Raw genomic sequence first — 21,739 nt, forward strand, 5'->3', positions numbered from 1 at the left:
CCAGCCCCCTTACTCCGAGGCCAGTGTTAGCTCAGTCAGGGGCAGAGGTTCAATCGAGGGACGCAGGCCCAACAACGGGCCCGCCCTTCGGATGACTTCGGCCGCGACGGGCACGGCGGTCCAGCCGGCGGTCCGGCGCGGCTCGGACCCGGTTTCGTCCGATGCCTCGTCCAACGTGACGATCAGGACGTATTTCGGGTCGGACGCGGGGAAGACGCTGGCGAACGTATTGATGTTCTTGTCCTTGTGGTATCCCGCACCGGTCTTCAACGGCTTGTTCGCCGTCCCTGTCTTGCCGCCTACCTCGTATCCCGGCACGGCGCCGAAGCTGGCGGTTCCGGTCAGCACAACCTCGCGCAGCATGTCGGCGGCCGCCTGGCTGACCTCGGGCTTCACCAGTCGCGGCCCGGGCTCGACCCGGTCACGCTTCAAAAGGGTAGGCGTGACTTTCGTGCCGCCGTTCAGCAGCGACGAATAGGCCGTGGCCAAGTGCAGAGGCGAGGCCGAGAAGCCGTGCCCGTAGGAAGCCGTGATTGTCACGATCTCGGACCAGTTGGGCGGCACCAGCGGCGCGGCGCCCGGGGCCTCGATCAGCTCGACCGGGGTCGGCTCCAGCACGCCGAAATCCGACAGGAACTTCTTTTGCGCCTCGCCGCCAATCCGCAAGGCCAGCTTGGCCGTCCCGACGTTCGAGCTTTTGGCGATGACGTTCGTGACGGACAGAAGCGGCCCGTAGTTCTTGTTCTGGAACTCCTTGATCTTGAACCGGCCCCATTGCATCGGCGCGTTCGCATCGACCATGGTGTCGGGCCCGACCATCCCCATCTCCATCGCCTGGGCGACGGTGAAGATCTTGAAGGTCGACCCAAGCTCGTAGACGCCCTGAACCGCGCGGTTGAACAGCGGGCTGTCGGCGGCATCCCCCTTGGTCAGCGGACGGGGGCGGTCGTTGGGGTCGAAATCGGGAAGCGAGACCATCGACAGGATCTCGCCCGTGTGAATGTCCATCAGCACGCCGGCCGCGCCCTTGGCGTTCAGAAGGTACATTCCCCCGTTCAGCACTTCGCGCATGGCCGCCTGCACGCTGAGGTCTATCGACAACTCCAGCGGCTGACCGGCGCGGGCGGGGTCGCGCAGCGTGTCGTCCATCGCCCGCTCGATCCCGGCGACGCCGATCACCTCGGCCGAGTTCACGCCCTCGCGCCCGAAACTGGCACCGCCCAGGATATGGGCGGCCAGCGGACCGTTGGGATAAAGCCGCATCTCGCGCGGGCCGAACAGAAGGCCCGGATCGCCGATATCGTGGACCGCCTGCCGCTGTTCGGGGCTGAGTTTCTTCTTGATCCACAGGAACTTGCGCTTGCCGGTGAAGTCCTCCAGCAGCTCGTCTTCCTTCAGGTCGGGAAAGATCCCGGCCAGCTTCTTCGCCGCGCCAGCCTTGTCGATCATGTGCGGCGGTTGGGCGTAAAGCGCATAGGTCGCCAGGTTCGTGGCCAGCGTCCGCCCGTGCCGGTCGACGATATCGGCACGTTGCGCCGCGATCGAGCTTCCGGCGACATAGGCGCGCGGCTCGGCCGGTTCCGAGATCGCCATCAGCGCCATGCGTCCGCCAATCACCATGAAGGCGCAAAGAAAGAAGCCCGCCATCAGGACCAGACGCCCTTCGGCACGCCGCCGCGCCTTGTCGCGCATGTCGTCATGGCGGCGGCGCAGGTTCTCGCGCTCGATCGCGTCGGGGCTCTCGCCGCTCTCGCGGGCTTCCAGAACCCGGGCCAGAGGACGAAGGGGCGTGCGGATCATGGGTCAAGCTCCCCGCTCAGCGTGATGGTTCCGTCCAGCGCCGGCAGGACCGGCTGAGGATAGGGGATCTGGTCGACCCCCGCGAAATGGTGCGGCATCAATGGCATCAGCTGAAGCCGCTGGAAGTTGAGATCCACCAGGTCACGCAAGCGCGCGGGGCGGTTCAGATAGGCCCATTCGGCCTTCAGGATGGCCAGGGTCTCGCGCTCGGTCCCGATCTGCGCCTGCAAATCGCGGACATGCGACAGGGATTGCTGGGTTTCGTAGTTTTCCGAATAGGCCCAGAACGCCAGCGCCATGATCGCCAGGCCGGGAAGAACAAAAAGAAGCGTACGCATCAAAGATCCCCGAGGTCGAACTTCGGCAGACCCAGACCGCTACGATCCACGGGCGCCGCCGGCGCCTCGGTCCGCCGCGCGATGCGCAGGCGCGCCGAACGCGCCCGGGGATTTAGATCGACTTCGGCATGGTCCGCGACGATCCCTTTGGAAAGATCCGTGAACCGTGGCTCTGGCGCATCGACTTTCGGCTGAAATCTGCTGCCGCCCCCGCCCTTCCCGCCGCGCTGCTGAAGAAACCGCTTCACGACCCGGTCTTCGAGCGAGTGGAAACTGACCACCGCCAGCCATCCGCCGGGGGTCAGCGCACGCTCGGCCGCCTCCAGCCCGGCGACCAGCTGGCCGAACTCGTCATTGACCGCGATCCGGAGCGCCTGGAAACTGCGGGTGGCCGGATGGCTTTGACCGGGCTTCGGGCGCGGCAGGACCTTTTCGACCAGGCCGGCAAGCTGGCCGGTCGTCAGGATGCGCCCCGTTTTGCGGGCCTCGACAATCGCCCGGGCGATCCGGCGCGAGGCACGCTCCTCTCCGTAATGATACAGAATGTCGGCCAGCACGCCCTCGCCTGCTTCGTTGACGATATCCGCGGCCGTCGCGCCCTCGTCGCCCATCCGCATGTCCAAGGGGCCGTCGCGCATAAAGGAAAAACCGCGTTCGGGCCGGTCGAGCTGCATGGACGACACCCCGAGGTCCAGAACAACCCCGTCGACCGGACCATCCACGTATTCATCCATGTCCGAGAACGTCCCCTCGACCAGATGCAGCGCGTCGCCATACTCATCCGCCCATTCCGCGGCCATGGGAAAGACGCTCGGGTCGCGGTCAATGCCCACCACCCGGTCGGCGCCCGCGGCCAGAAGCCCCTGCGCATAGCCGCCCGCGCCGAACGTGCCGTCCACCCAAAGCCCCCGGATCGGGGCGCAATGCATCAGGATCGGGCTGAGGAGAACGGGAACATGGGGTGCCATCTGTCAGTCCTCATCGTCCTCGTCGTCGCCAGAGAAGTAGTCCATCGGATTGGTGTCGGGGTGGTACCCGATGTCTGGCTTGGCCGCGGGCCGTTCAGCCTGCCGTTCCGCCTCGCCAGCCGCTTTCTTGACCCGGAACGAGTCGCCCGCCCCCGTGAACTCGACCATATCGTTCGCGTTGAGCGCCAGTTTCGCACGACCCTTGGGGGGCATGACGATGCGCCCCGTCTCGTCCAGGGTCATCAATTGCGCCAGGGAATAGAGGATCAGCTCCATCTGCTGCCGCCTGGGATCGCCCTTGTCCATCTTGCGCAGCTTGCGCGTCATCTTGTTGTATTGCTTGATTGTGAGACCTTCGAGGTAGTCGGTCCGCTCGTCCCCGAAGATCAGGACGAAGTTCGGCAGGCTACCGGCCTCGCGGTCGGTATCGCCGCTTTCGATGATCTTTCGGAACTGCGACGGGATCGAGAGTCGGGCCTTCCCGTCGATCTTGTTTTCGTGCTGTCCGATAAAGACGTCGAGCACCGAAAACTCCCCTTGACCAAGCTGCCCCGTTTCGATCCTGCTGATTCCCGGGGGCGAAAACGGCGATCCGAACTGCTGCCACTGTCCGGATCGCCGCCGTCATCCCGTCACCGGGCTAGTCCGATAGCGCGCGACATCTGGGGGAACGTCTGCTCGCCCGCGCACCGGAACCATGTATCGTCAAGCGGCCTATCGTTTGCCTGTATGAAGCCTAAGCTCTTGTTTTTATTATGTGACCCTGAAGCTGTTTCCGCCTCTAGAGCCGACCGCCTTTCGATGCCCAAGGTATTCCATGGGAAATCGTGGGCGGCAAGAAGAAATGTCCAGAGAACCGGTTCAGGGGTCCTCCGGGTATGGCGAATTCCACACAGTCTTGCAGTGTGAGGTTGTGATCTCTCCGCTGATATAGCGGTTATTCAAGGGATCGAGGGCCATATATAGGCCACCGCCATTCCCCAAAAAATCCGAAAGCGAGCGCGGCATATTTGGGCATTTGGCCCCATCTGGACCCGGCAGCCGCCAGACTCGCCTCCCGAATCCTGTACGATTCCCAGAATCACTAACGTCGGACCACGCAATCCCATGAAGTCGCGGGTCGCCCATAAATTCCCATGAGGCGGCAGCGACCGGATCCCACATCCCACCCTAAGCCCAGCCACCGGCCCGCCTTGCGTTTGCCGCATAGCAGCATTGCCGAGGCTCGGGATTGTGCGCTCGCAGCAATTGCCCCATCTTACTCCCAACGCCGGCGACAACAGACACGCCAACCGAAAGACGATGACAATGACCACGCTGAACACCACCACGATCCACGGCCACACCGAAGGTCGCTTCGACGGCATCCGCCGCGATCTGCGCACCCGGTTCGAGGCTTGGAAAGTGTTCCGGCAGACGCGCCGGGAACTGAACGAACTGTCCGACCGCGAGCTTGCCGATCTTGGCCTGCACCGGTCCGGCATCACCGCCGTGGCCCGCGAAGCGGCCTACGGCAACTGAGATACACGGTTTCAGCCCGCCGCTCCTCCCTGGCGGTCTGATACAGCGACGGCGCCGACCTCCTCCCCGGCGCCGTCGCGACAGAACAAAAGGTTGCGAACGCTCACCTCCTCCCGGGCGAACGTAAATGGCGGCGACACTCACCTCCTCCCGAGTGTCGCCGCTGCAGAAACATGCAGCGGACCGACCTCCTCCCCGGTTCATGCATCTGGCGATGGGTCCGACCTTCTCCCCGGACCCGTCGCCACCCTACACCCCGCCCACCTCCTCCCGGGCGCGGGTTTCGCGGCGATGGTCACCTCCTCCCGACCATCGCCGCACCAGGTTTCAGTTGCTGCGCCGACCTCCTCCCCGGCGCAAGCGTATGGCGACGGTGTCACCTCCTCCCGGCACCGTCGTCACGTATAACGTCGCCCCACCTCCTCCCGGGGTGCACGTTCGCTGCGGCGATGCCCACCTCCTCCCGGGCATCGCCGCTTTTTCGTTTCAGTCTTTGAAAATCAAAGTACCTAGAACGGGACGTCGCCAGCCTGCGCCGCTTCTACCAGAAAGCGGCCGACCAGCTTCTTCGAGCCGGCCTTGTCGAACGACACGTCGACCTTGTCGCCTTCCAGACCGGTGACGGTGCCATACCCGAATTTCTGGTGAAACACGCGGTCGCCCTCGGTAAAGGAGGACACGGCCTCGGCGTCCACCACCATGTTCCGGCTTTCGCGCGGCTGGCTCATCGGGCGCTGCTGGCTGCGTTCCTGCAGGCGACGCCATCCGGGTGAGTTATAGACATCCGCCCGGCTCGCCCTGTCGTGCAGGTCCGACTGCGACTCGGCCATGATCTGCGGCGATGCGCTGGCGGCCATACCTGCCGCACCGTATCCCCCGCCATAGAGGCCCGGCGGCGTCAGAACCTCGACGTGATCGGCGGGCAGTTCGTCGATGAAACGTGACGGCAGCGCGGATTGCCACTGGCCATAGACCCGCCGGTTCGCCGCGAACGAGATCGTGCAAACCTCTTCCGCGCGGGTGATTCCGACATAGGCCAGCCGACGCTCTTCCTCGAGGCCCTTCAGACCGCTTTCGTCCATCGACCGTTGCGACGGGAACAGGCCGTCTTCCCAACCGGGCAGGAACACGGCCGGAAACTCCAGCCCCTTCGCGCCGTGCAGCGTCATGATCGAGACTTTGGCACCTTCGCTTTCGCTCTCGTTATCCATGATCAGTGCGACATGTTCGAGGAAGCCCTGCAGATTCTCGAAGCCCTCCAGCGCTTTCACCAGTTCCTTGAGGTTCTCAAGACGGCCGGGCGCTTCTGGCGACTTTTCGTTCTGCCAGAAAGTCGTATAGCCCGACTCATCCAGGATCACTTCGGCCAGCTCGATATGGCTGCGCTCGCCCGCGCGCACCGCATCGTGCCACCGTGCGATCCCGTCGACCAGCACGCGCAGCTCCGCCGCGCCCTTCCCGCCAAGGCCCTTGTCCTGCAACAGGATCCGCGCGCCATCGACTAGGCTGGCCCCGTTCTCGCGGGCCGCGATCTGGATCTTCTGCTGAGCCTTGTCGCCCAAGCCCCGCTTGGGCGTGTTCACGATCCGCTCGAACGCGAGGTCGTCGTCGGGTGACACGGCCAGCCGGAAATAAGCCATGGCATCGCGGATCTCCATCCGCTCATAGAAGCGGGGGCCGCCGATGACCCGGTAGGGCAAGCCGATGGTCAGGAACCGGTCCTCGAACGCGCGCATCTGGTGCGAGGCGCGGACGAGGATCGCCATGTCGTCGAGGCTGAAGGACCGCATCCCGCGGGTGCCCTTTGCCATCGATTCAATCTCTTCCCCGACCCAGCGCGCTTCCTCGTCACCGTCCCAGTGACCGATCAGGCGCACCTTCTCGCCCTGCTCTTCCGCGGTCCACAGCGTCTTGCCCAGACGCCCTTGGTTGGCGTCGATCACCCCCGACGCGGCCGCCAGGATATGCGGGGTCGAGCGATAGTTCTGCTCCAGCCGTACCACCGTGGCGCCGGGAAAATCCTTTTCGAACCGCAGGATGTTGCCCACCTCGGCCCCGCGCCAGCCATAGATCGACTGGTCGTCGTCGCCCACGCAACAGATGTTCTTGTGGCTTTGCGCCAGAAGCCGCAGCCACAAGTACTGCGCCACGTTCGTATCCTGATATTCGTCCACCAGGATATAGCGGAACCAGCGCTGGTACTGCTCCAGTACGTCGGGGTGATCCTGAAAGATCGTGACCATATGCAACAGCAGATCGCCGAAATCGACCGCGTTCAGCTCCTTCAGGCGACGCTGATAATAGTCGTAAAGCTCGGTGCCGCGATGGTTGAACGCCGAGGCCTCGCTGGCGGGGACCTTCTGGGGCGTCCAGGCGCGGTTCTTCCAATGGTCGATCAGCCCGGCAAGCATCCGCGGCGGCCAGCGCTTCTCGTCGATGTTCTCGGCCACGATCAGCTGCTTCAGAAGGCGCTGCTGGTCGTCGGTGTCGAGGATTGTGAAGTTCGACTTCAGACCCACCAGCTCGGCATGGCGGCGCAGAAGCTTGACGCAGATGGCATGGAACGTGCCCAGCCACGGCATCCCCTCGACCGTCTGGCCCAGCAGGCGACCGACCCGGTCCTTCATCTCGCGCGCGGCCTTGTTGGTGAAGGTCACCGCAAGGATCTCGTTCGGGCGGGCGCGCCCCGTCGTCATCAGATGCGCGATCCGCGCTGTCAGTGCCTTGGTCTTGCCGGTCCCGGCCCCCGCCAGCATCAGCACCGGGCCGTCCAGCGCCTCGACCGCCTGGCGTTGCGCCGGGTTCAGATCGTCCAGCCACGGCGACGGCCGCATGGCCGCGGCCTGCCGGGACAATGGGACCGCCGCTTCGAAGGCGTCTTCGTCAGAGAACTCACTCATGCCACTACTCTAGCCCATCCCATTCCGAACGAAAAGCGCCTGTTCTTCTTTCGTTCGCTCAGTATTCAATACTCTCTTGACCGACATTTCCGTAGCCTGCCCGGGAAAGGGAGGTTTCGATGCGAATCCTGTTTTCGATCCTGATCGTCGCAGTGTCCGGCCCGGCTTCGGCGCAATCCATCGCGTTCGCCCAGGCCGTCGAACAAAGCTGGGGCATCGGTACCGGCGCAACGATAGAGGATGCGACCCAGGCCGCGCGGTCGAACTGCGTCGCAGAGGGCGGCTTCCCCGAGGATTGCATCGTCACCACCGCATGCGAAATCGCGGGACACTCGGTCGACGTGTTCCTACAGCACCGGGAAGGTCCGCATTGGCATGAAACCCATTGCGGTCTGCCCGACCGCGCGACCGCCGAAGCGGTGGGCGAGACCCTGTGCGACGGCTCCCTGCGTCCTTACCTGATCGAGTGCATGGTGTCGCAAATATGGTCGCCCGACGGAACGCCGCTGATCGAATGGTGACGCCCACGTCCGGCCGCGCTATCTGGGCGGAATGGACCTCGACGACCTTTATCCCGCCCTGTCCGACCTTGCCGCCGCCGCGAAACGGCGTGTTCCGCGATTCGTGTGGGAGTATCTGGACAGCGCCACCGGTGACGAAAGTTCGATGCATGCCAACACGGCGGCGCTGAACGCGGTGCGGCTGACACCCCGGGTCCTCTCCCCCTTCACGGCTGACCTGACCACCACGTTTCTGCGGCAAAGCTGGGACGCGCCGTTCGGGATCGCCCCTGTCGGCATGTCGGGCCTGGTCTGGCCGGGGGCTGAGGTCGCGCTGGCAACGGCCGCAACCAAGGCGGGCCTGCCCTACAGCCTGTCCACCGTCGCCGCCGCCACGCCGGAGGAGGTCGGGCCGTCGACCGGCGGGCGCGGCTGGTTTCAGCTTTACCCGCCCCGCGACCCCGAAATCCGCCGCGACATGCTGGCCCGCGCGAAGGCATCGGGCTTCGACACGCTGATCCTGACGGCGGATGTCGGCACCCCGTCGCGTCGAGAGCGCCAGCGCCGCGCGCGGCTGACGAACCCGATGCGCCTGCGCCCCCACATCGTGGCGCAGGCCGCCCTGCGTCCCGCTTGGTCGCTGGCCACGCTGCGCAGCGGTATTCCGGGGCTTAAGACGCTGGAACCCTATGCCGGCCCCGACGCGCCCGGCGGCACCACCGGCCATATCGGATATCGCTTGCGGGTTGCGCCCGACCTCGACTACCTCAAGGCCCTGCGCGCCGAATGGGATGGCGCGCTGATCGTCAAGGGCATCCTCGATCCCGACGACGCGGGCACCGTCGCCCCCCTTTGCGACGCCGTCTGGGTGTCGAACCACGGCGGTCGGCAGTTCGAGGGGGCGCCCGCCGCCGCCACCGTCCTGCCCGCGATCCGCAACGCCGTGCCGGACCTGCCGCTCATCGCCGACGGGGGCGTACGGTCGGGCACCGATATCCTGCGCCTGATCGCGCTTGGCGCCGACCTGGTGATGCTGGGCCGCGCGTTTCATCACGGTTATGCCGCTTTGGGGCGCGCGGGCATCGACCACGCCATCCATATCCTGCGCGAGGGGATGATCGCCGACATGGGCCAGTTGGCCATAGGAACCCCGCCAGAGGCCCGACAGCGTCTCTGACGATTGGGCCTTGCAAACCTCGGCCCTAGGCTCATGCTGCAACCGCGAAATACCTAAAGGCAGTGCGATGACCGACTTCAAGAAAATCCTGATTGCCAACCGCGGCGAGATCGCGATCCGCGTGATGCGCGCGGCGAACGAGCTGGGCAAAAGGACGGTCGCCGTCTACGCCGAGGAAGACAAGCTGTCGCTGCATCGCTTCAAGGCCGACGAAGCCTACCGCATTGGCGAGGGGTTGGGCCCCGTGCAAGCCTACCTGTCGATCCCCGAGATCATCCGCATCGCCCGTGAAAGCGGTGCCGACGCGATCCACCCGGGCTATGGCCTGCTGTCGGAAAACCCCGATTTCGTGGATGCCTGCCGCGAGGCCGGGATCACCTTCATCGGCCCCAAGGCCGAGACAATGCGCCAACTTGGCGACAAGGCCAGCGCGCGGCGCGTCGCCATCGAGGCGGGCGTGCCCGTGGTCCCGGCGTCGGAGGTTCTGACCGACGACATGGACGCCGCGCGCAAGGCGGCCGAGGAGGTCGGCTATCCCATCATGCTCAAGGCCTCGTGGGGCGGCGGCGGGCGCGGTATGCGCGCCATCATGGGCCCCGAGGAGCTTGAGGAGAAGGTGCTGGAAGGCCGCCGCGAGGCCGAGGCCGCTTTCGGCAATGGCGAGGGCTATCTGGAGAAGATGATCCAGCGCGCCCGACACGTCGAGGTGCAGATCCTCGGCGACAGCCACGGTCACATCTATCACCTGTGGGAGCGTGACTGCTCGGTCCAGCGGCGCAACCAAAAGGTCGTCGAACGCGCCCCCGCCCCGTATCTTTCTGGCGCCCAACGCGAACGGATCTGCAACCTGGGCAAGAAGATCGCCGAGCATGTGGGATACGAATGCGCCGGCACCATCGAGTTCCTCATGGATATGGACACGGGCGACTTCTACTTCATCGAAGTGAACCCCCGAATCCAAGTCGAGCACACCGTGACCGAAGAGGTCACCGGCATCGACATCGTCCGCGCCCAGATCCTCATCGCCGAGGGCAAGTCGCTGATGGAGGCGACCGGCACCGCCAGCCAATACGACGTCGAACTGTCCGGCCACGCGATCCAGTGCCGGATCACCTCCGAGGACCCGACCAACAACTTCATCCCCGATTACGGCCGCATCACCGCCTATCGCGGCGCGACCGGCATGGGCATCCGTCTAGACGGCGGCACCGCCTATTCGGGCGCGGTCATCACCCGCTACTACGACAGCTTGCTGGAAAAGGTCACCGCCTGGGCCCCCACACCCGAAGCCGCGATCGCCCGCATGGACCGGGCCTTGCGCGAATTCCGCATCCGCGGCGTCAGCACCAATATCGACTTCGTCATCAACCTGCTGCGACACCCGACCTTTCTGTCGAACGAGTACCACACCAAGTTCATCGACCAGACGCCCGAGCTGTTCGACTTCGCCCCCCGCCGTGACCGGGCGACGAAGCTTCTGAACTACATCGCCGACATCACCGTCAATGGCCACCCCGAGACCGAAGGCCGCGTCCTGCCTGCGGCCGAGGCGAAGGCCCCCGTGGCGCCGCGATTCCGCACCGACGGCCCCGCGGCCGGTACGCGCCAGATCCTCGACGATTTCGGGCCACAGGCCGTCGCCGACTGGCTGGCCGACCAGCCCCAGCTTCTGATCACCGACACGACCATGCGCGACGGGCACCAATCCCTTCTGGCCACGCGCATGCGGTCGATCGACATGATCCGCGTCGCCCCCACCTATGCCCATAACCTGCCCGAGCTCTTCTCCCTCGAATGCTGGGGCGGGGCCACTTTCGACGTGGCCTACCGCTTCTTGCAGGAATGCCCCTGGCAACGCCTGCGCGACATCCGCGCGCGGGTGCCCAACATTATGACGCAGATGCTGCTGCGCGGCTCGAACGGGGTCGGCTACACGAACTATCCCGACAACGTCGTGCAAGGTTTCGTCGCGCAGGCCGCGACCTCGGGCATCGACGTGTTCCGCGTCTTCGACAGCCTCAACTGGGTCGAGAACATGCGCGTCGCGATGGACGCGGTGATCGCCGCGAACAAGGTCTGCGAGGGCACCGTGTGCTATACCGGCGACCTGCGCGATCCCGACCGCGCCAAGTACGACCTGGACTACTACATCCGCACCGCGAAGGAGCTGAAGGCCGCAGGCGCGCATATCCTTGGCGTCAAGGACATGGCGGGCCTGATGAAACCCGCCGCCGCGCGCATCCTCTTCAAGGCGCTGAAGGAAGAGGTCGGGCTGCCGATCCACTTCCACACCCACGACACGGCCGGCATTGCATCGGGCACGATCCTCGCCGCCTCGGACGCTGGCGTCGATGCCGTGGACTGCGCGATGGACTCGCTGTCGGGCAACACCAGCCAGGCAACGCTGGGCACCGTGGTCGAGGCGCTGGCTGGCTCGGACCGCGACACGGGCCTCGACATCGACGCGATCCGCGAGATCTCGAACTACTGGGAAGGCGTACGCAACCACTACGCCGCCTTTGAATCAGGCATGCAGGCCCCCGCGTCCGAGGTCTACCTACACGAAATGCCCGGCGGCCAGTTCACCAACCTCAAGGCGCAGGCCCGTTCCATGGGGCTTGAGGATCGCTGGCACGAGGTCGCCCACACCTACGCGCAAGTGAACCAGATGTTCGGCGACATCGTGAAGGTGACGCCCTCGTCCAAGGTCGTTGGCGACATGGCCCTGATGATGGTCGCGCAAGGCTTGACCCGCGAGGAAGTCGAGGACCCGAAGACCGACGTCACCTTCCCCGACTCGGTCGTCGACATGATGCGCGGCGCGCTCGGCCAGCCCCCGGGCGGCTGGCCCGACAAGATCCAGAAGCGGATTCTGAAGGGCGAAAAACCGATGGAAGATCGTCCCGGCAAGCACCTGAAGCCCGTGGACCTTGAAGCCGCCCGCGCCGAGGCGTCCGAGAAATGCGGCGGGGTCCAGATCGACGACGAGGATCTCTTCGGCTACCTCATGTATCCCAAGGTCTTCACCGAATACCGCCTGCGGAACGAGGAATACGGCCCGGTCCGCACCCTGCCCACGCCCACCTTCTTCTACGGAATGGAGCCGGGGCAGGAAATCTCAGCCGAGATCGACCCCGGCAAGACGCTGGAAATCCGCTGTCAGGCCATGGGCGAGACGACGGAGGATGGCGAGGTCCGCGTCTTCTTCGAACTGAACGGCCAGCCCCGCGTCGCGCGGGTCCCCAACCGCAAGCTCGCCGGCACCTCCGCCGCCCGGCCCAAGGCCGAGCTTGGGAATGCAAACCACGTGGGCGCACCGATGCCGGGCGTCGTCGCTTCGATCACGGTCGAGACCGGGAAATCCGTCAAGAAGGGCGACATGCTTTTGACCATCGAGGCGATGAAGATGGAATCCGGCCTGCACGCCGACCGCGACGCCGTGATCAAGGCCGTCCACGTCACGCCGGGCGCGCAGATCGACGCGAAGGACCTTCTGGTAGAGTACGAAGGGTGATCGCATCGAATGCGATATAATCGCCGGGGCGCAATTAAGGTTGCTGCAACGGGTTCGAAATATGTTCGGGACATAGAGGAACTGTGCCCCGGACCCTTCGATGAATTCCGAACTGGACGCAAAATGCCAGCAGATCCGGCTGAACCGCAAGGAGCGGCCCTTGCGTCTTTTCTGCGTGGCGGCCTTTCTGGCCCTCGCATTCGGGTTCGGCACCGGGCAAGCGTACGTTCCCGCAGCCATCGTGATGTTCGCCTCGATCATGGCGGCGGAACCGTTCGACAGGATGTATCTCGCCCGCCCCACCCGGCTGCGATATGCCATGTGCCTGGCGTGGTGTTGGGTGGACGGCATCATTCCCGCCATAATCTACGTCATGATCCTGGAACGCGGGGACGGCCTGTCGCTTTTCATGGCGTTGACCATGGTCTGGATCATGACGTCGCAATCCATCGTGGTCCGAACCCATGACCTAAACGTCTACGTCGCCACCGTGGCGCCCGGTTTCATCGGCTTCGGATACGGTGCGATGCAACTCGGACCACCCGTCTTTCCCGACGGGTTCCAAGGTGTGGTTCTGATCTGCGTCGGTTTGCAACTGGCCTTCGCGCTTCAGACCGGATGGGTTTCGCGCCGGATCAGATCCAATCTTATCGACGCGCTCGACCGGGTGGAACAGTCGCGCCGCTCCAAGGATCGGTTCTTCGCCATGGTCAGCCATGAGATCCGTACCCCTTTAAACGGCATCATGGGCATTGGTCAGATGATGACGAACAGTTCAAGCAGCGCCGAGGAAACCGAACGCGCGCAGACGATCCTCGCCTCCGGCAAGGCGATGAGCACGCTGCTCGACGATCTGCTGAACCACGCCAAGTTGGAAGCCGGACAATTCGTCGCCAATTCCGATCCGATGCGGATCGACAGGATCCTGCGCAACGTCGTGGGCCTGTTCTCCGACATGGCCTCGTCCAAAGGATTGCCTCTCAAGCTGGAGACCTCTGACGCACTGCCGGACTGGATCACAGGGGATGCGATCCGCGTCCAGCAGATCCTGTCAAACCTCGTGTCGAACGCCATCAAGCATACCGATGCGGGGCAAGTTCGGATCGTCGCCGCGCCGGCTGACAGGGACGGACGGCCCTGGGTCGACCTCTCTGTCCACGACACGGGAACCGGTATCCCCCCCGACAGGATCGAGCAGATCTTTCTTCCCTACGAACAACTGGCCGACACTGCTTCGAAGGCCGGGATTGGCACCGGTCTCGGTCTTGCCATAGCGCGCGCCCTTGCCGAGCTGATGGGCGGCACAGTCACCGTAGCGTCCGAACCCGGCCGCGGTTCGACATTCACCTTGTCGCTGCCAATCGTTCCAGCCGAAGCCCCCGCCGAAGCCGACCCGGACGCAAGCCGTGAAAAGGGCGGATCGCTCGCGGGATTGCGCATTCTCGTGGTCGACGACACAACCCTCAATCGCAGGATCGCTCGCTCGTTCCTGGAACTGGCCGGGGCCGAAGTCGAGGATGCCGCCCATGGCGAGGCCGCTCTGGGGATCCTGTCGCAGGCTCCGATCGACTTGATCCTGACGGATCTGCATATGCCCGGGATGGACGGCACCGCCCTTCTCAGCGCGATAAGGGCGCAACCGGATTTGCGGACCATTCCGGTGATTTGCCTGACGGCCGATCACCAGAATGACATGTCCGAGTTTGACGGGCAGATTGCCAAGCCGCTGGATCGCGCCGAGCTCTGCCAGACCGTCCTGAAAACCGTTCGGCGTCGCCCCGCCGCAGCGGCCTAGGCGCTTATTGTCGCCCCTCGATCAAGTCCAGAAGATAGGCGCCGTAAGCGTTCTTGCGAAACGCCTCGGCCCGGGCTCGCAGCGCATCGGCACCGATCCACCCGGCGTTGAACGCGATCTCGTCGGGGCTGCCGACCTGCTGGCCCTGCCGTTCTGTCAGCGTCCGGACGAAATTGCCCGCATCCAGAAGCGATCCGTGCGTTCCCGTATCAAGCCACGCGAAGCCCCGCCCCATTTTCTTTACCCGTAGCGCGCCCTCGGTCAGGTAACTTTCCAGTAGCGTCGTGATCTCCAGCTCTCCGCGGTCCGACGGTTGAACCCGGGCCGCCCGGCGCGGGGCGTCCCCGTCCAGAAAATAAAGTCCCGTCACGGCGTAATTCGATGGCGGAACCGCAGGCTTCTCGACGATGGTCCGGGCGCGCCCGTCGGCATCGAACGCCACCACGCCGTAGCGCGCCGGATCGACCACGTGATACCCGAACACCGTCCCGCCCGTGGCTTCGGCATCCGCTTCGGCCAAAAGCTCGGGCAGGCCATGCCCGAAAAAGATGTTGTCCCCCAGCACCATGGCCGAAGGCGCCCCGTCCAGAAACCGCTCGGCCAGCAGATAGGCCTGCGCAAGGCCATCGGGCGACGGCTGCATGACATAGTCCAGCCGGATCCCCCATTGGCTGCCATCGCCGAGGGTGCGTTTGAACTGGTCGACATCCTGCGGGGTGGTGATGATGCAAATATCACGGATTCCGGTCAGCATGAGCACCGTCAGGGGATAATAGATCATCGGTTTGTCGTAGACCGGCAGAAGCTGCTTCGAGATCCCCTGCGTGATCGGATAAAGCCGCGTGCCCGATCCGCCTGCCAGAATGATGCCCTTGCGTGCGGTCATGGCTGCCTCTCCGATTGGCAAAGAGCGGCGATCGCCCCCGGCAGGGCGTCCCGCCAATCGGGCCGCGCGATTCCAAAACTGCGCGACAGGCTGGTGCAATCGAGGCGAGAGTTCGACGGCCGCGCCGCCGGTGTCGGGAAATCCGCGGTCGCGACGGGGCGGACCCGGACCCGACGTCCGGCGGTGGCGAAGATCGCCTGGGCGAAGCCGCACCAGCTTATGTCGGGCGCGCCAGACAAATGGTAAGTCCCGGACATTCCGGGATCGCGGGCCAACCGGGCCGCAATGACCAGGCATGCCTGCGCGATATCCTCAGCAGGTGTCGGTCCGCCGATCTGGTCGTCCACGACGTCGACCGTGTTGCGCGTTTCCGACAACCGCAGCATGGTCGCCACGAAATTCGGCCCGCGCCCGGAAAACACCCACGAGGTGCGCAGGACCGCATGGGCCGCACCGCTGTCGCGCACCAACCGCTCGCCCACCAGTTTCGAGCGTCCATAGGCGTTGACCGGGGCAAATGGTTCGGCCGGCGCGCGAGGCGCGGTACCCGACCCATCGAAGACGTAGTCAGTCGAAAGCTGGACCATAGGCACGCCCAGTTCAGCGCAGGCCGCCGCAATCGCACCGGGGGCCGCGCCATTGACCAGCGTTGCAAGATGCTCCTCCCCCTCGGCACGGTCCACGGCCGTATGGGCAGCCGCGTTGATCACCGCGTCGGGGCGATGGGCGTGGACCGCAGCGGCACAGGCGGCGGGATCGGTCAGGTCCGCCGCATCCCGGTCCAGCGTGATCACGCCCCGATTTCCGCCAAGCGCTGAGGCCACCTGACCGGTCTTGCCGAAGACAAGGATCCGCATCTCCTACCCCGTTCCCAGACGCCGGCCGACACCATCGCGCGCCGCCAAGGCACGCCACCAGGCCGGGTTGTCCAGATACCAGCGCACTGTCCTTTCGAGCCCTTCGGACAGGGTGACGCCCGGCCTCCAACCCAGTTCGGTCCGGATGCGCGTGGCATCGATGGCATAGCGCAGGTCGTGGCCGGGGCGGTCGGGGACGAAGGTGATCAGGTCGGCATACGGACCTTCAGCGCGCGGGCTAAGGCGATCGAGGATCGCGCAAACCCGCTGAACAAGATCCAGGTTGGCAACCTCAGCACCGCCGCCGATGGCATAGGTCCGCCCGACCTGCCCTTGCCGGATCGCCAGCAACAGCGCGTCGGCGTGATCCTCGACGAATAGCCAGTCCCGCACGTTGCGCCCTTGCCCGTAGACCGGGATCGGCCGCACCGCCAGCGCGTTCAGGATGACAACCGGGATCAGCTTTTCGGGGAAGTGGAATGGCCCGTAATTGTTGGAACAATTCGTCAAGATCACCGGCAAGCCATAGGTCTCGTGCCACGCGCGGACCAGATGGTCGGAGGCCGCTTTCGAGGCGGAATAGGGTGAGCGTGGATCGTAGGGCGTGTCTTCGGTGAACCGCGTGTCGGCGTCAAGCGGCAGCGCGCCGAACACCTCGTCGGTCGAGACGTGGTGGAACCTGAACCCCTCGGGCCGGCCCGCCCCGGTCCAGTAGGCGCGTGCCGCCTCAAGCAGATGAAAGGTGCCGGTCACGTTGGTCTGGACGAATGTCCCCGGCCCGTCGATAGAGCGGTCGACATGGCTTTCGGCCGCCAAGTGCATCACCGCGTCCGGCGCGTGGGCCGCAAAAACGCGATCCAGCGCCGCGCGGTCCCGGATATCGGCCTGCACGAACGCATAGGACGGGTGGTCCGCCACCTCGGCCACATTCTCCAGGCAGGCGGCATAGGTCAGAGCATCCAGATTGACGACTTCGTGCCCCCGAGACACCGCCAGCCGCACCACGGCCGAGCCGATGAACCCCGCCCCGCCCGTGACCAGAAGCTTCACACCGCCCCCTCCCACACGAATGGGCTGTCGAAGGCGGCGAAGGCAGGGGCCGTACGGTCTTTTTCGCTGAGAATCGCATCGCCTGAGGCCAGTCCCCAGTCGATCCCAAGATCCGGATCGTTCCACGCCACGGCCCCGTCACAATCCGGGGCGTAGAAGTCCGAGCATTTGTACACCACTTCGGTCCCGGGCAGCCGCGTCGCAAATCCGTGCAAGCACCCTTCGGGCACCAGAAGCTGGCGTCCATTCTCGAAACTCAGATCGACGCCCACCCATTGCCCGTAGGTCGGCGCGCACCTGCGCACGTCCACCGCGACGTCGAAAATCGCCCCCCGCGCGCAACGGACCAGCTTGGCCTGCGCGTGCGGCGGGGATTGATAATGCAGGCCGCGGACGGTGCCGGCGGTTTCTGATACGGACAGGTTGTCCTGGACGAATACGATATCGATGCCCGCATCGGACAAGGTGCGCGCGCTCCAGGTCTCGGAAAAGAAGCCCCGCGAGTCGTCGAAGCGACGCGGGGTCAGCACCTTCACGCCCGGAATCGTGGTGTCCTCGATCTGCATGCGCCCTGTCCGCCATAGGTTGCCCGCGCCCGATGGCGGACCGTCCCGTGGGTCGGCGTGTCACATGCCGGTCGAACCTGTCAATAATGGGGGACAGTGCGGGCCGGCACCTGTTGCGCCGGCCCTTCAGGCGGACGGTCAGGCCGCCTTGGTCTTCAGGACCACCTTGGTCCAGTCATCCTGGTTGAAGCGGAACCGGTCATAGCCAGTCGGCGCCTCTTCCAGCGGAAGCCGGTGCGAGATCAGGAAGGTCGTGTCCAGCTCGCCGTTGCCGATCTTCTCCAGCAGCGGCTCGAGGTAGCGCTGCACATGCGTCTGGCCGGACCGGACCTGGACGCCTTTCTCCATCAGCGCGCCCAGCGGGAACTTGTCCAGCATCCCGCCATAGACGCCGGGAATGGACACGGTGCCGCCTTTGCGTACACACATGATCGCTTCGCGCAGGGCGTGGGCACTGTCGGCGCCGATGCCGACATTCTGCTTGATGTTGTCCATCACCGTGTCCGGCGCGAAGCCGTGGCTTTCCATGCCCACGGCATCGATCACCGCGTCGGGGCCAAGGCCACCCGACATTTCGGTCAGGGCCTCCATCACGTTGGTGCGCTTGAAGTCGATGATCTCGGCGCCCAGCTTGCGGGCCAACGCCAAACGGTTGGGATACTCGTCAATGGCGATGACCCGTGCCGCGCCCATTGCCAGCGCTGACTGCACCGCGAACAGGCCCACGGGACCGCAGCCCCAGACGGCGACGGTGTCGCCTTCCTTGATGTCGGCATTCTCGGCCCCCATCCAGCCGGTGGGCAGGATGTCCGACAGGAACAGCACCTCGTCGTCGTCCATGCCATCCGGGATGACGATGGGGCCGACATCAGAGAACGGGACCCGGACATACTCGGCCTGACCGCCCGGATAGCCACCCGTCAGGTGCGTATAGCCGAACAGCGCCGACACCGAATGGCCGAACAACCCTTCGGTCATGTCCTGCTTTTCAGCCGGGTTGGTATTGTCGCAGGCCGAATACATCGTCTGCTTGCAGAAAAAGCAGCTTCCGCAAGAGATGGTGAAGGGCACGACGACGCGCTGGCCCTTCTTCAGCGTGCTTTTCGGACCCGTCTCGACGACGCGGCCCATGAACTCGTGCCCCAGGATGTCGCCCTGCTGCATGCCGGGCAGCACCCCGTCATAGAGGTGCAAGTCCGAGCCACAGATCGCGGTCGAGGTGACTTCGATGATGGCGTCGCGGGGATTGACGATCTCGGGGTCGGGAACCGTGTCGACCCGAACGTCGTGCGTGCCGTGCCAGGTAAGTGCGCGCATGGGTTTTCCTTTCAGGCCGCCGAACGGCGATTGGCGTTGGTGGCGATCTCGCCCGTTTCCAGCAGCATCTTCAGCCGCTTGAGGTCGCGTCGCGCCTGCAGGTGCGGTTCGGCCTGCAACATCTTGGCGATGGCCCGCCCCAGCATGCCCGCCGGCGCGTCGTAGCGCAGGATCAGCGATACCTCGGTCCCGCGCCCGCCGGGGGCGTCGCGGAAGGTCACGCGTCCTTCATGCGCGATGTCCGACGATTCCGTGGACACCCACGAGATCGCCTCGCCCGGGCGGTCGTCCACGATGCGGGTGACCAAGTCTGCAGTCCCCTTCCCCGGAGCTTCGATCGACCAGCGGGTCAGATCGCCCTGAACCGTGATTTCCCGAACGTTTTCCATGACATGCGGCAGATTGGTGAAGTCGCGCCAGAAATCGTAGACCTCGCCGCGCGGGCGGTCGATGGTCACGGTGCGGCCCGTGACGGCCCGTCCACGGCCCGATCCGCGCGCAGTGCGCGGCGGGGCGTCGTCGGGCGGACGATGGGCCACTCGGTTGCGTGTTTGCGATTGGTAAAGCGCGAAAACCGTCAGGCCGGCGATGGCGGCCAAGCCCGCGGCCTGCCAGATGTCGCTTTGCTGCGGGGGGTCGTAGCGACCCCTGTAGCGGTCCGGAAACATAAGATACCCCTCAGATCGGAACGAACCGGACGACGCGCCTGTGCCGCCGTCCTTACCGATCTGAACGAGGTCCGCGGGTGCCGGTTCCCCGGCCGTCCCTACCCGCCGAAGCTGCGGGTGCCGAATCCGCCGCCCGTGCGCGAGGCGCCGAAGCCGCCGCGGCTTTGCACCGCTGCCCGGCTGAGCGGTGCTGCGGCGCGGGTGTTGGGCGAGGCGCCGAAGGACGCGGGGCGCACCTGCGTCTTGCCGCGCAACCCCGACAGGACGGTGCCGCCGCCCGGCGTCGCATAGCGCCCGCCCGACGTGCGATACAGCGGTTTGGACGCCATGCCGCGCCCGCCCAGCATGTTGCCGATCATGTATCCCGCCAACAGCGGCAAGAAGATCGACGACCCGTCCGAGCGTTGTTCGACCACGCATTCCCCCTCGTGCTGTTCCTCGCACAGGGCCTGATCTTCGTAGCGGGGCGCGCTTTCGCGGTGGATCGCCTGCGCCTCTTCGTATCCTTCAACACATTCTTCGGCGGTGAAGTCGTTCTCGGGAAGGTCGGCCAGCGCCCGGCATTCCTCGACCGACGGAAAAACGGTCGCCTCGACCTGTTCCTCGGGCTGACAGGCGGCAAGGCTGAAGGCGGCGGTGCCCAGAAGGACCACGCGGGCGGTCCGGGCGCGTTTGCGGGGGCGGGGTTGGGTCATATCTGTCATCTCAAGCCTCTATATAGTGCGGGCGGAAGCGGCTCGTATCCTGGGTGATCCGCGACACATCTTCGCGCAGGCCCAGCCCGTGCGCCTCGGCACCCACCATCCAGATGCCGCACACGACGCGATCCTCGCCGAATTTCGCCAAGGGCGCATAGGTTTGCAGGATGCGCGGATGCGCGTCGTAACTGGTGTCCGCCGACACCTCGCTGTCGTCCCCGGCGCGAATGCGCACCCCGGCCCCCTCGCGCGAGAAGATGGGTTTTTCCACGACATCGGGGCCCAGCACCGCCGGATCCTCGTCGGCGAAGACCGCCGGCAGCAGGTTCGGATGGTCCGGGAACATTCGCCACAACACCGGCAGGATCCCCTTGTTCGACACCAGCGCCTTCCACGCAGGCTCTAGAAACCGCACGCCGGATCCGACGATGGCGTCGGCGAAATCGTCGCGCAGCATGTCCTCCCACGGGTACAGCTTGAAGAGGGTGCCGATCACCCGGTCTTCTTCATCCGCGAACTGGCCGGACTCGGACACGCCGATCTTGCGGATATCGGTGAAATGCGCGCCCATCCCGGCCTCGCGCGCGGCCCAGCCAAGCGTCTCGACCGTGGCGTAATCCTCGACCGCGTCGGCGAAGGCGGCAAAGTGGATCTCGGTGCCGTTCTCGAACAGCTCGGCGAACCGGGCGACCAGCGCCTCGTGGATGCCGTTGAACTGATCGGCGCCCTCGGGCAAGCGACCGGCGGCGATCATGTCTTCCAGCCAGTGCCACTGAAAGCCGGAGGTTTCATAAAGGGTCGTGGGCGTGTCGGCGTTGTATTCCAGCAGTTTGGCCGGACCCCCGGCACCATAGGCGAAATCCATCCGGCCATAGAGCTCGGGCTCGCCCATGCGCCAGCTTTCCGCCACCAGATCACGATGCGCCTCGGGGATCTGCAGACGCTCCATCAGCTCGTCAGAGCCGACGATCTCGGCCACCGCCTCGCGGCACATCTGGTGCAGCTCTTCGGCGGGGCCTTCCAGCTCGCGCTCGATCTCTTCAAGCGTGAAGGCGTATGCGGCGGATTCGTCCCAGTAGAGCGTCCCGTCCATGTGGTGGAAGGTGAAGCCCGCGGCTTCGGCCTTCGCCTCCCAATCGTCGCGCGCGCCCAGATCGTCCCGTCTCATGCCGCCCTCCCCGATG

At 65.2% G+C, this 21,739-nt stretch carries 18 protein-coding genes; 5 read left to right on the plus strand and 13 right to left on the minus strand.

Annotated elements, in window-relative coordinates; genetic code table 11:
• Positions 1 to 9: 9 nt before the first annotated feature.
• The 4 genes from PAA8504_RS08480 to PAA8504_RS08495 are packed head-to-tail and all read right to left on the minus strand — an operon-like array spanning position 10 to position 3,631.
• The gene (locus PAA8504_RS08480; RefSeq protein WP_108893752.1) at positions 10 to 1,800 is read right to left on the minus strand and encodes a peptidoglycan D,D-transpeptidase FtsI family protein; all 1,791 of its coding nucleotides are present in this window, start codon (positions 1,798 to 1,800) and stop codon (positions 10 to 12) included.
• Entirely contained in the window at positions 1,797 to 2,138 is a 342-nt protein-coding gene (gene ftsL, locus PAA8504_RS08485) for a cell division protein FtsL (RefSeq protein WP_108893753.1), read from the minus strand. The genes PAA8504_RS08480 and ftsL overlap by 4 nt, the downstream gene beginning before the upstream one ends.
• On the minus strand, positions 2,138 to 3,106 hold the full coding sequence (gene rsmH / locus PAA8504_RS08490) for a 16S rRNA (cytosine(1402)-N(4))-methyltransferase RsmH (protein ID WP_108893754.1): 969 nt from the start codon (positions 3,104 to 3,106) through the stop codon (positions 2,138 to 2,140). The genes ftsL and rsmH overlap by 1 nt, the downstream gene beginning before the upstream one ends.
• 3 nt (positions 3,107 to 3,109) lie before the next feature.
• Positions 3,110 to 3,631, minus strand: coding sequence for a division/cell wall cluster transcriptional repressor MraZ (locus PAA8504_RS08495; protein ID WP_108893755.1), 522 nt, complete (start codon positions 3,629 to 3,631; stop codon positions 3,110 to 3,112).
• A gap of 783 nt (positions 3,632 to 4,414) precedes the next feature.
• On the opposite strand from PAA8504_RS08495, the gene PAA8504_RS08500 reads away from it, so the two are divergent.
• Positions 4,415 to 4,627: a DUF1127 domain-containing protein gene (locus PAA8504_RS08500; RefSeq protein WP_108893756.1), complete on the plus strand. Its 213-nt coding sequence runs from the start codon at positions 4,415 to 4,417 to the stop codon at positions 4,625 to 4,627.
• Positions 4,628 to 5,136: 509 nt separating this feature from the next.
• Here the strand turns inward: PAA8504_RS08500 and PAA8504_RS08505 are convergent.
• Positions 5,137 to 7,527, minus strand: coding sequence for an ATP-dependent helicase (locus PAA8504_RS08505; RefSeq protein WP_108893757.1), 2,391 nt, complete (start codon positions 7,525 to 7,527; stop codon positions 5,137 to 5,139).
• Positions 7,528 to 7,646: 119 nt separating this feature from the next.
• On the opposite strand from PAA8504_RS08505, the gene PAA8504_RS08510 reads away from it, so the two are divergent.
• From PAA8504_RS08510 to PAA8504_RS08525, 4 genes are all read left to right on the plus strand, one after another.
• On the plus strand, positions 7,647 to 8,048 hold the full coding sequence (locus PAA8504_RS08510; RefSeq protein ID WP_108893758.1) for a hypothetical protein: 402 nt from the start codon (positions 7,647 to 7,649) through the stop codon (positions 8,046 to 8,048).
• 31 nt (positions 8,049 to 8,079) lie between these two features.
• The gene (locus tag PAA8504_RS08515; RefSeq protein WP_108893759.1) at positions 8,080 to 9,204 is read left to right on the plus strand and encodes an alpha-hydroxy acid oxidase; all 1,125 of its coding nucleotides are present in this window, start codon (positions 8,080 to 8,082) and stop codon (positions 9,202 to 9,204) included.
• 67 nt (positions 9,205 to 9,271) lie between these two features.
• Entirely contained in the window at positions 9,272 to 12,718 is a 3,447-nt protein-coding gene (locus PAA8504_RS08520) for a pyruvate carboxylase (protein WP_108893760.1), read from the plus strand.
• A 100-nt stretch (positions 12,719 to 12,818) separates the two neighbouring features.
• Positions 12,819 to 14,513 carry an ATP-binding protein gene (locus PAA8504_RS08525; protein ID WP_108893761.1) on the plus strand — a complete coding sequence of 565 codons (1,695 nt, stop codon included), beginning with the start codon at positions 12,819 to 12,821 and terminating at the stop codon, positions 14,511 to 14,513.
• 4 nt (positions 14,514 to 14,517) lie between these two features.
• Here PAA8504_RS08525 and rfbA read toward each other — a convergent pair whose 3' ends face one another.
• The 8 genes from rfbA to PAA8504_RS08565 form a co-directional block, all read right to left on the minus strand.
• Positions 14,518 to 15,399, minus strand: a complete 882-nt coding sequence (rfbA, locus tag PAA8504_RS08530) for a glucose-1-phosphate thymidylyltransferase RfbA (protein ID WP_108893762.1) — start codon at positions 15,397 to 15,399, stop codon at positions 14,518 to 14,520.
• On the minus strand, positions 15,396 to 16,256 hold the full coding sequence (rfbD, locus tag PAA8504_RS08535; RefSeq protein WP_108893763.1) for a dTDP-4-dehydrorhamnose reductase: 861 nt from the start codon (positions 16,254 to 16,256) through the stop codon (positions 15,396 to 15,398). The genes rfbA and rfbD overlap by 4 nt, the downstream gene beginning before the upstream one ends.
• A 3-nt stretch (positions 16,257 to 16,259) precedes the next feature.
• Positions 16,260 to 17,306, minus strand: coding sequence for a dTDP-glucose 4,6-dehydratase (gene rfbB / locus PAA8504_RS08540; protein WP_108893764.1), 1,047 nt, complete (start codon positions 17,304 to 17,306; stop codon positions 16,260 to 16,262).
• Complete coding sequence (gene rfbC / locus PAA8504_RS08545) at positions 17,303 to 17,872, minus strand: dTDP-4-dehydrorhamnose 3,5-epimerase (protein WP_108893765.1); 570 nt, start codon at positions 17,870 to 17,872, stop codon at positions 17,303 to 17,305. Before rfbC ends, rfbB begins: the two co-directional genes overlap by 4 nt.
• Before the next feature lie 138 nt (positions 17,873 to 18,010).
• Positions 18,011 to 19,189 carry a zinc-dependent alcohol dehydrogenase gene (locus tag PAA8504_RS08550; protein WP_108893766.1) on the minus strand — a complete coding sequence of 393 codons (1,179 nt, stop codon included), beginning with the start codon at positions 19,187 to 19,189 and terminating at the stop codon, positions 18,011 to 18,013.
• An 11-nt stretch (positions 19,190 to 19,200) separates the two neighbouring features.
• Entirely contained in the window at positions 19,201 to 19,857 is a 657-nt protein-coding gene (locus PAA8504_RS08555; RefSeq protein ID WP_108893767.1) for an SRPBCC family protein, read from the minus strand.
• Between the two features lie 98 nt (positions 19,858 to 19,955).
• Positions 19,956 to 20,561: a DUF1190 domain-containing protein gene (locus tag PAA8504_RS08560; RefSeq protein WP_245897570.1), complete on the minus strand. Its 606-nt coding sequence runs from the start codon at positions 20,559 to 20,561 to the stop codon at positions 19,956 to 19,958.
• Between the two features lies 1 nt (position 20,562).
• On the minus strand, positions 20,563 to 21,723 hold the full coding sequence (locus PAA8504_RS08565; RefSeq protein WP_108893768.1) for a glutathionylspermidine synthase family protein: 1,161 nt from the start codon (positions 21,721 to 21,723) through the stop codon (positions 20,563 to 20,565).
• Positions 21,724 to 21,739: the final 16 nt, after the last annotated feature.

Source organism: Palleronia abyssalis (genome assembly GCF_900302445.1).
GTDB lineage: Bacteria > Pseudomonadota > Alphaproteobacteria > Rhodobacterales > Rhodobacteraceae > Palleronia > Palleronia abyssalis.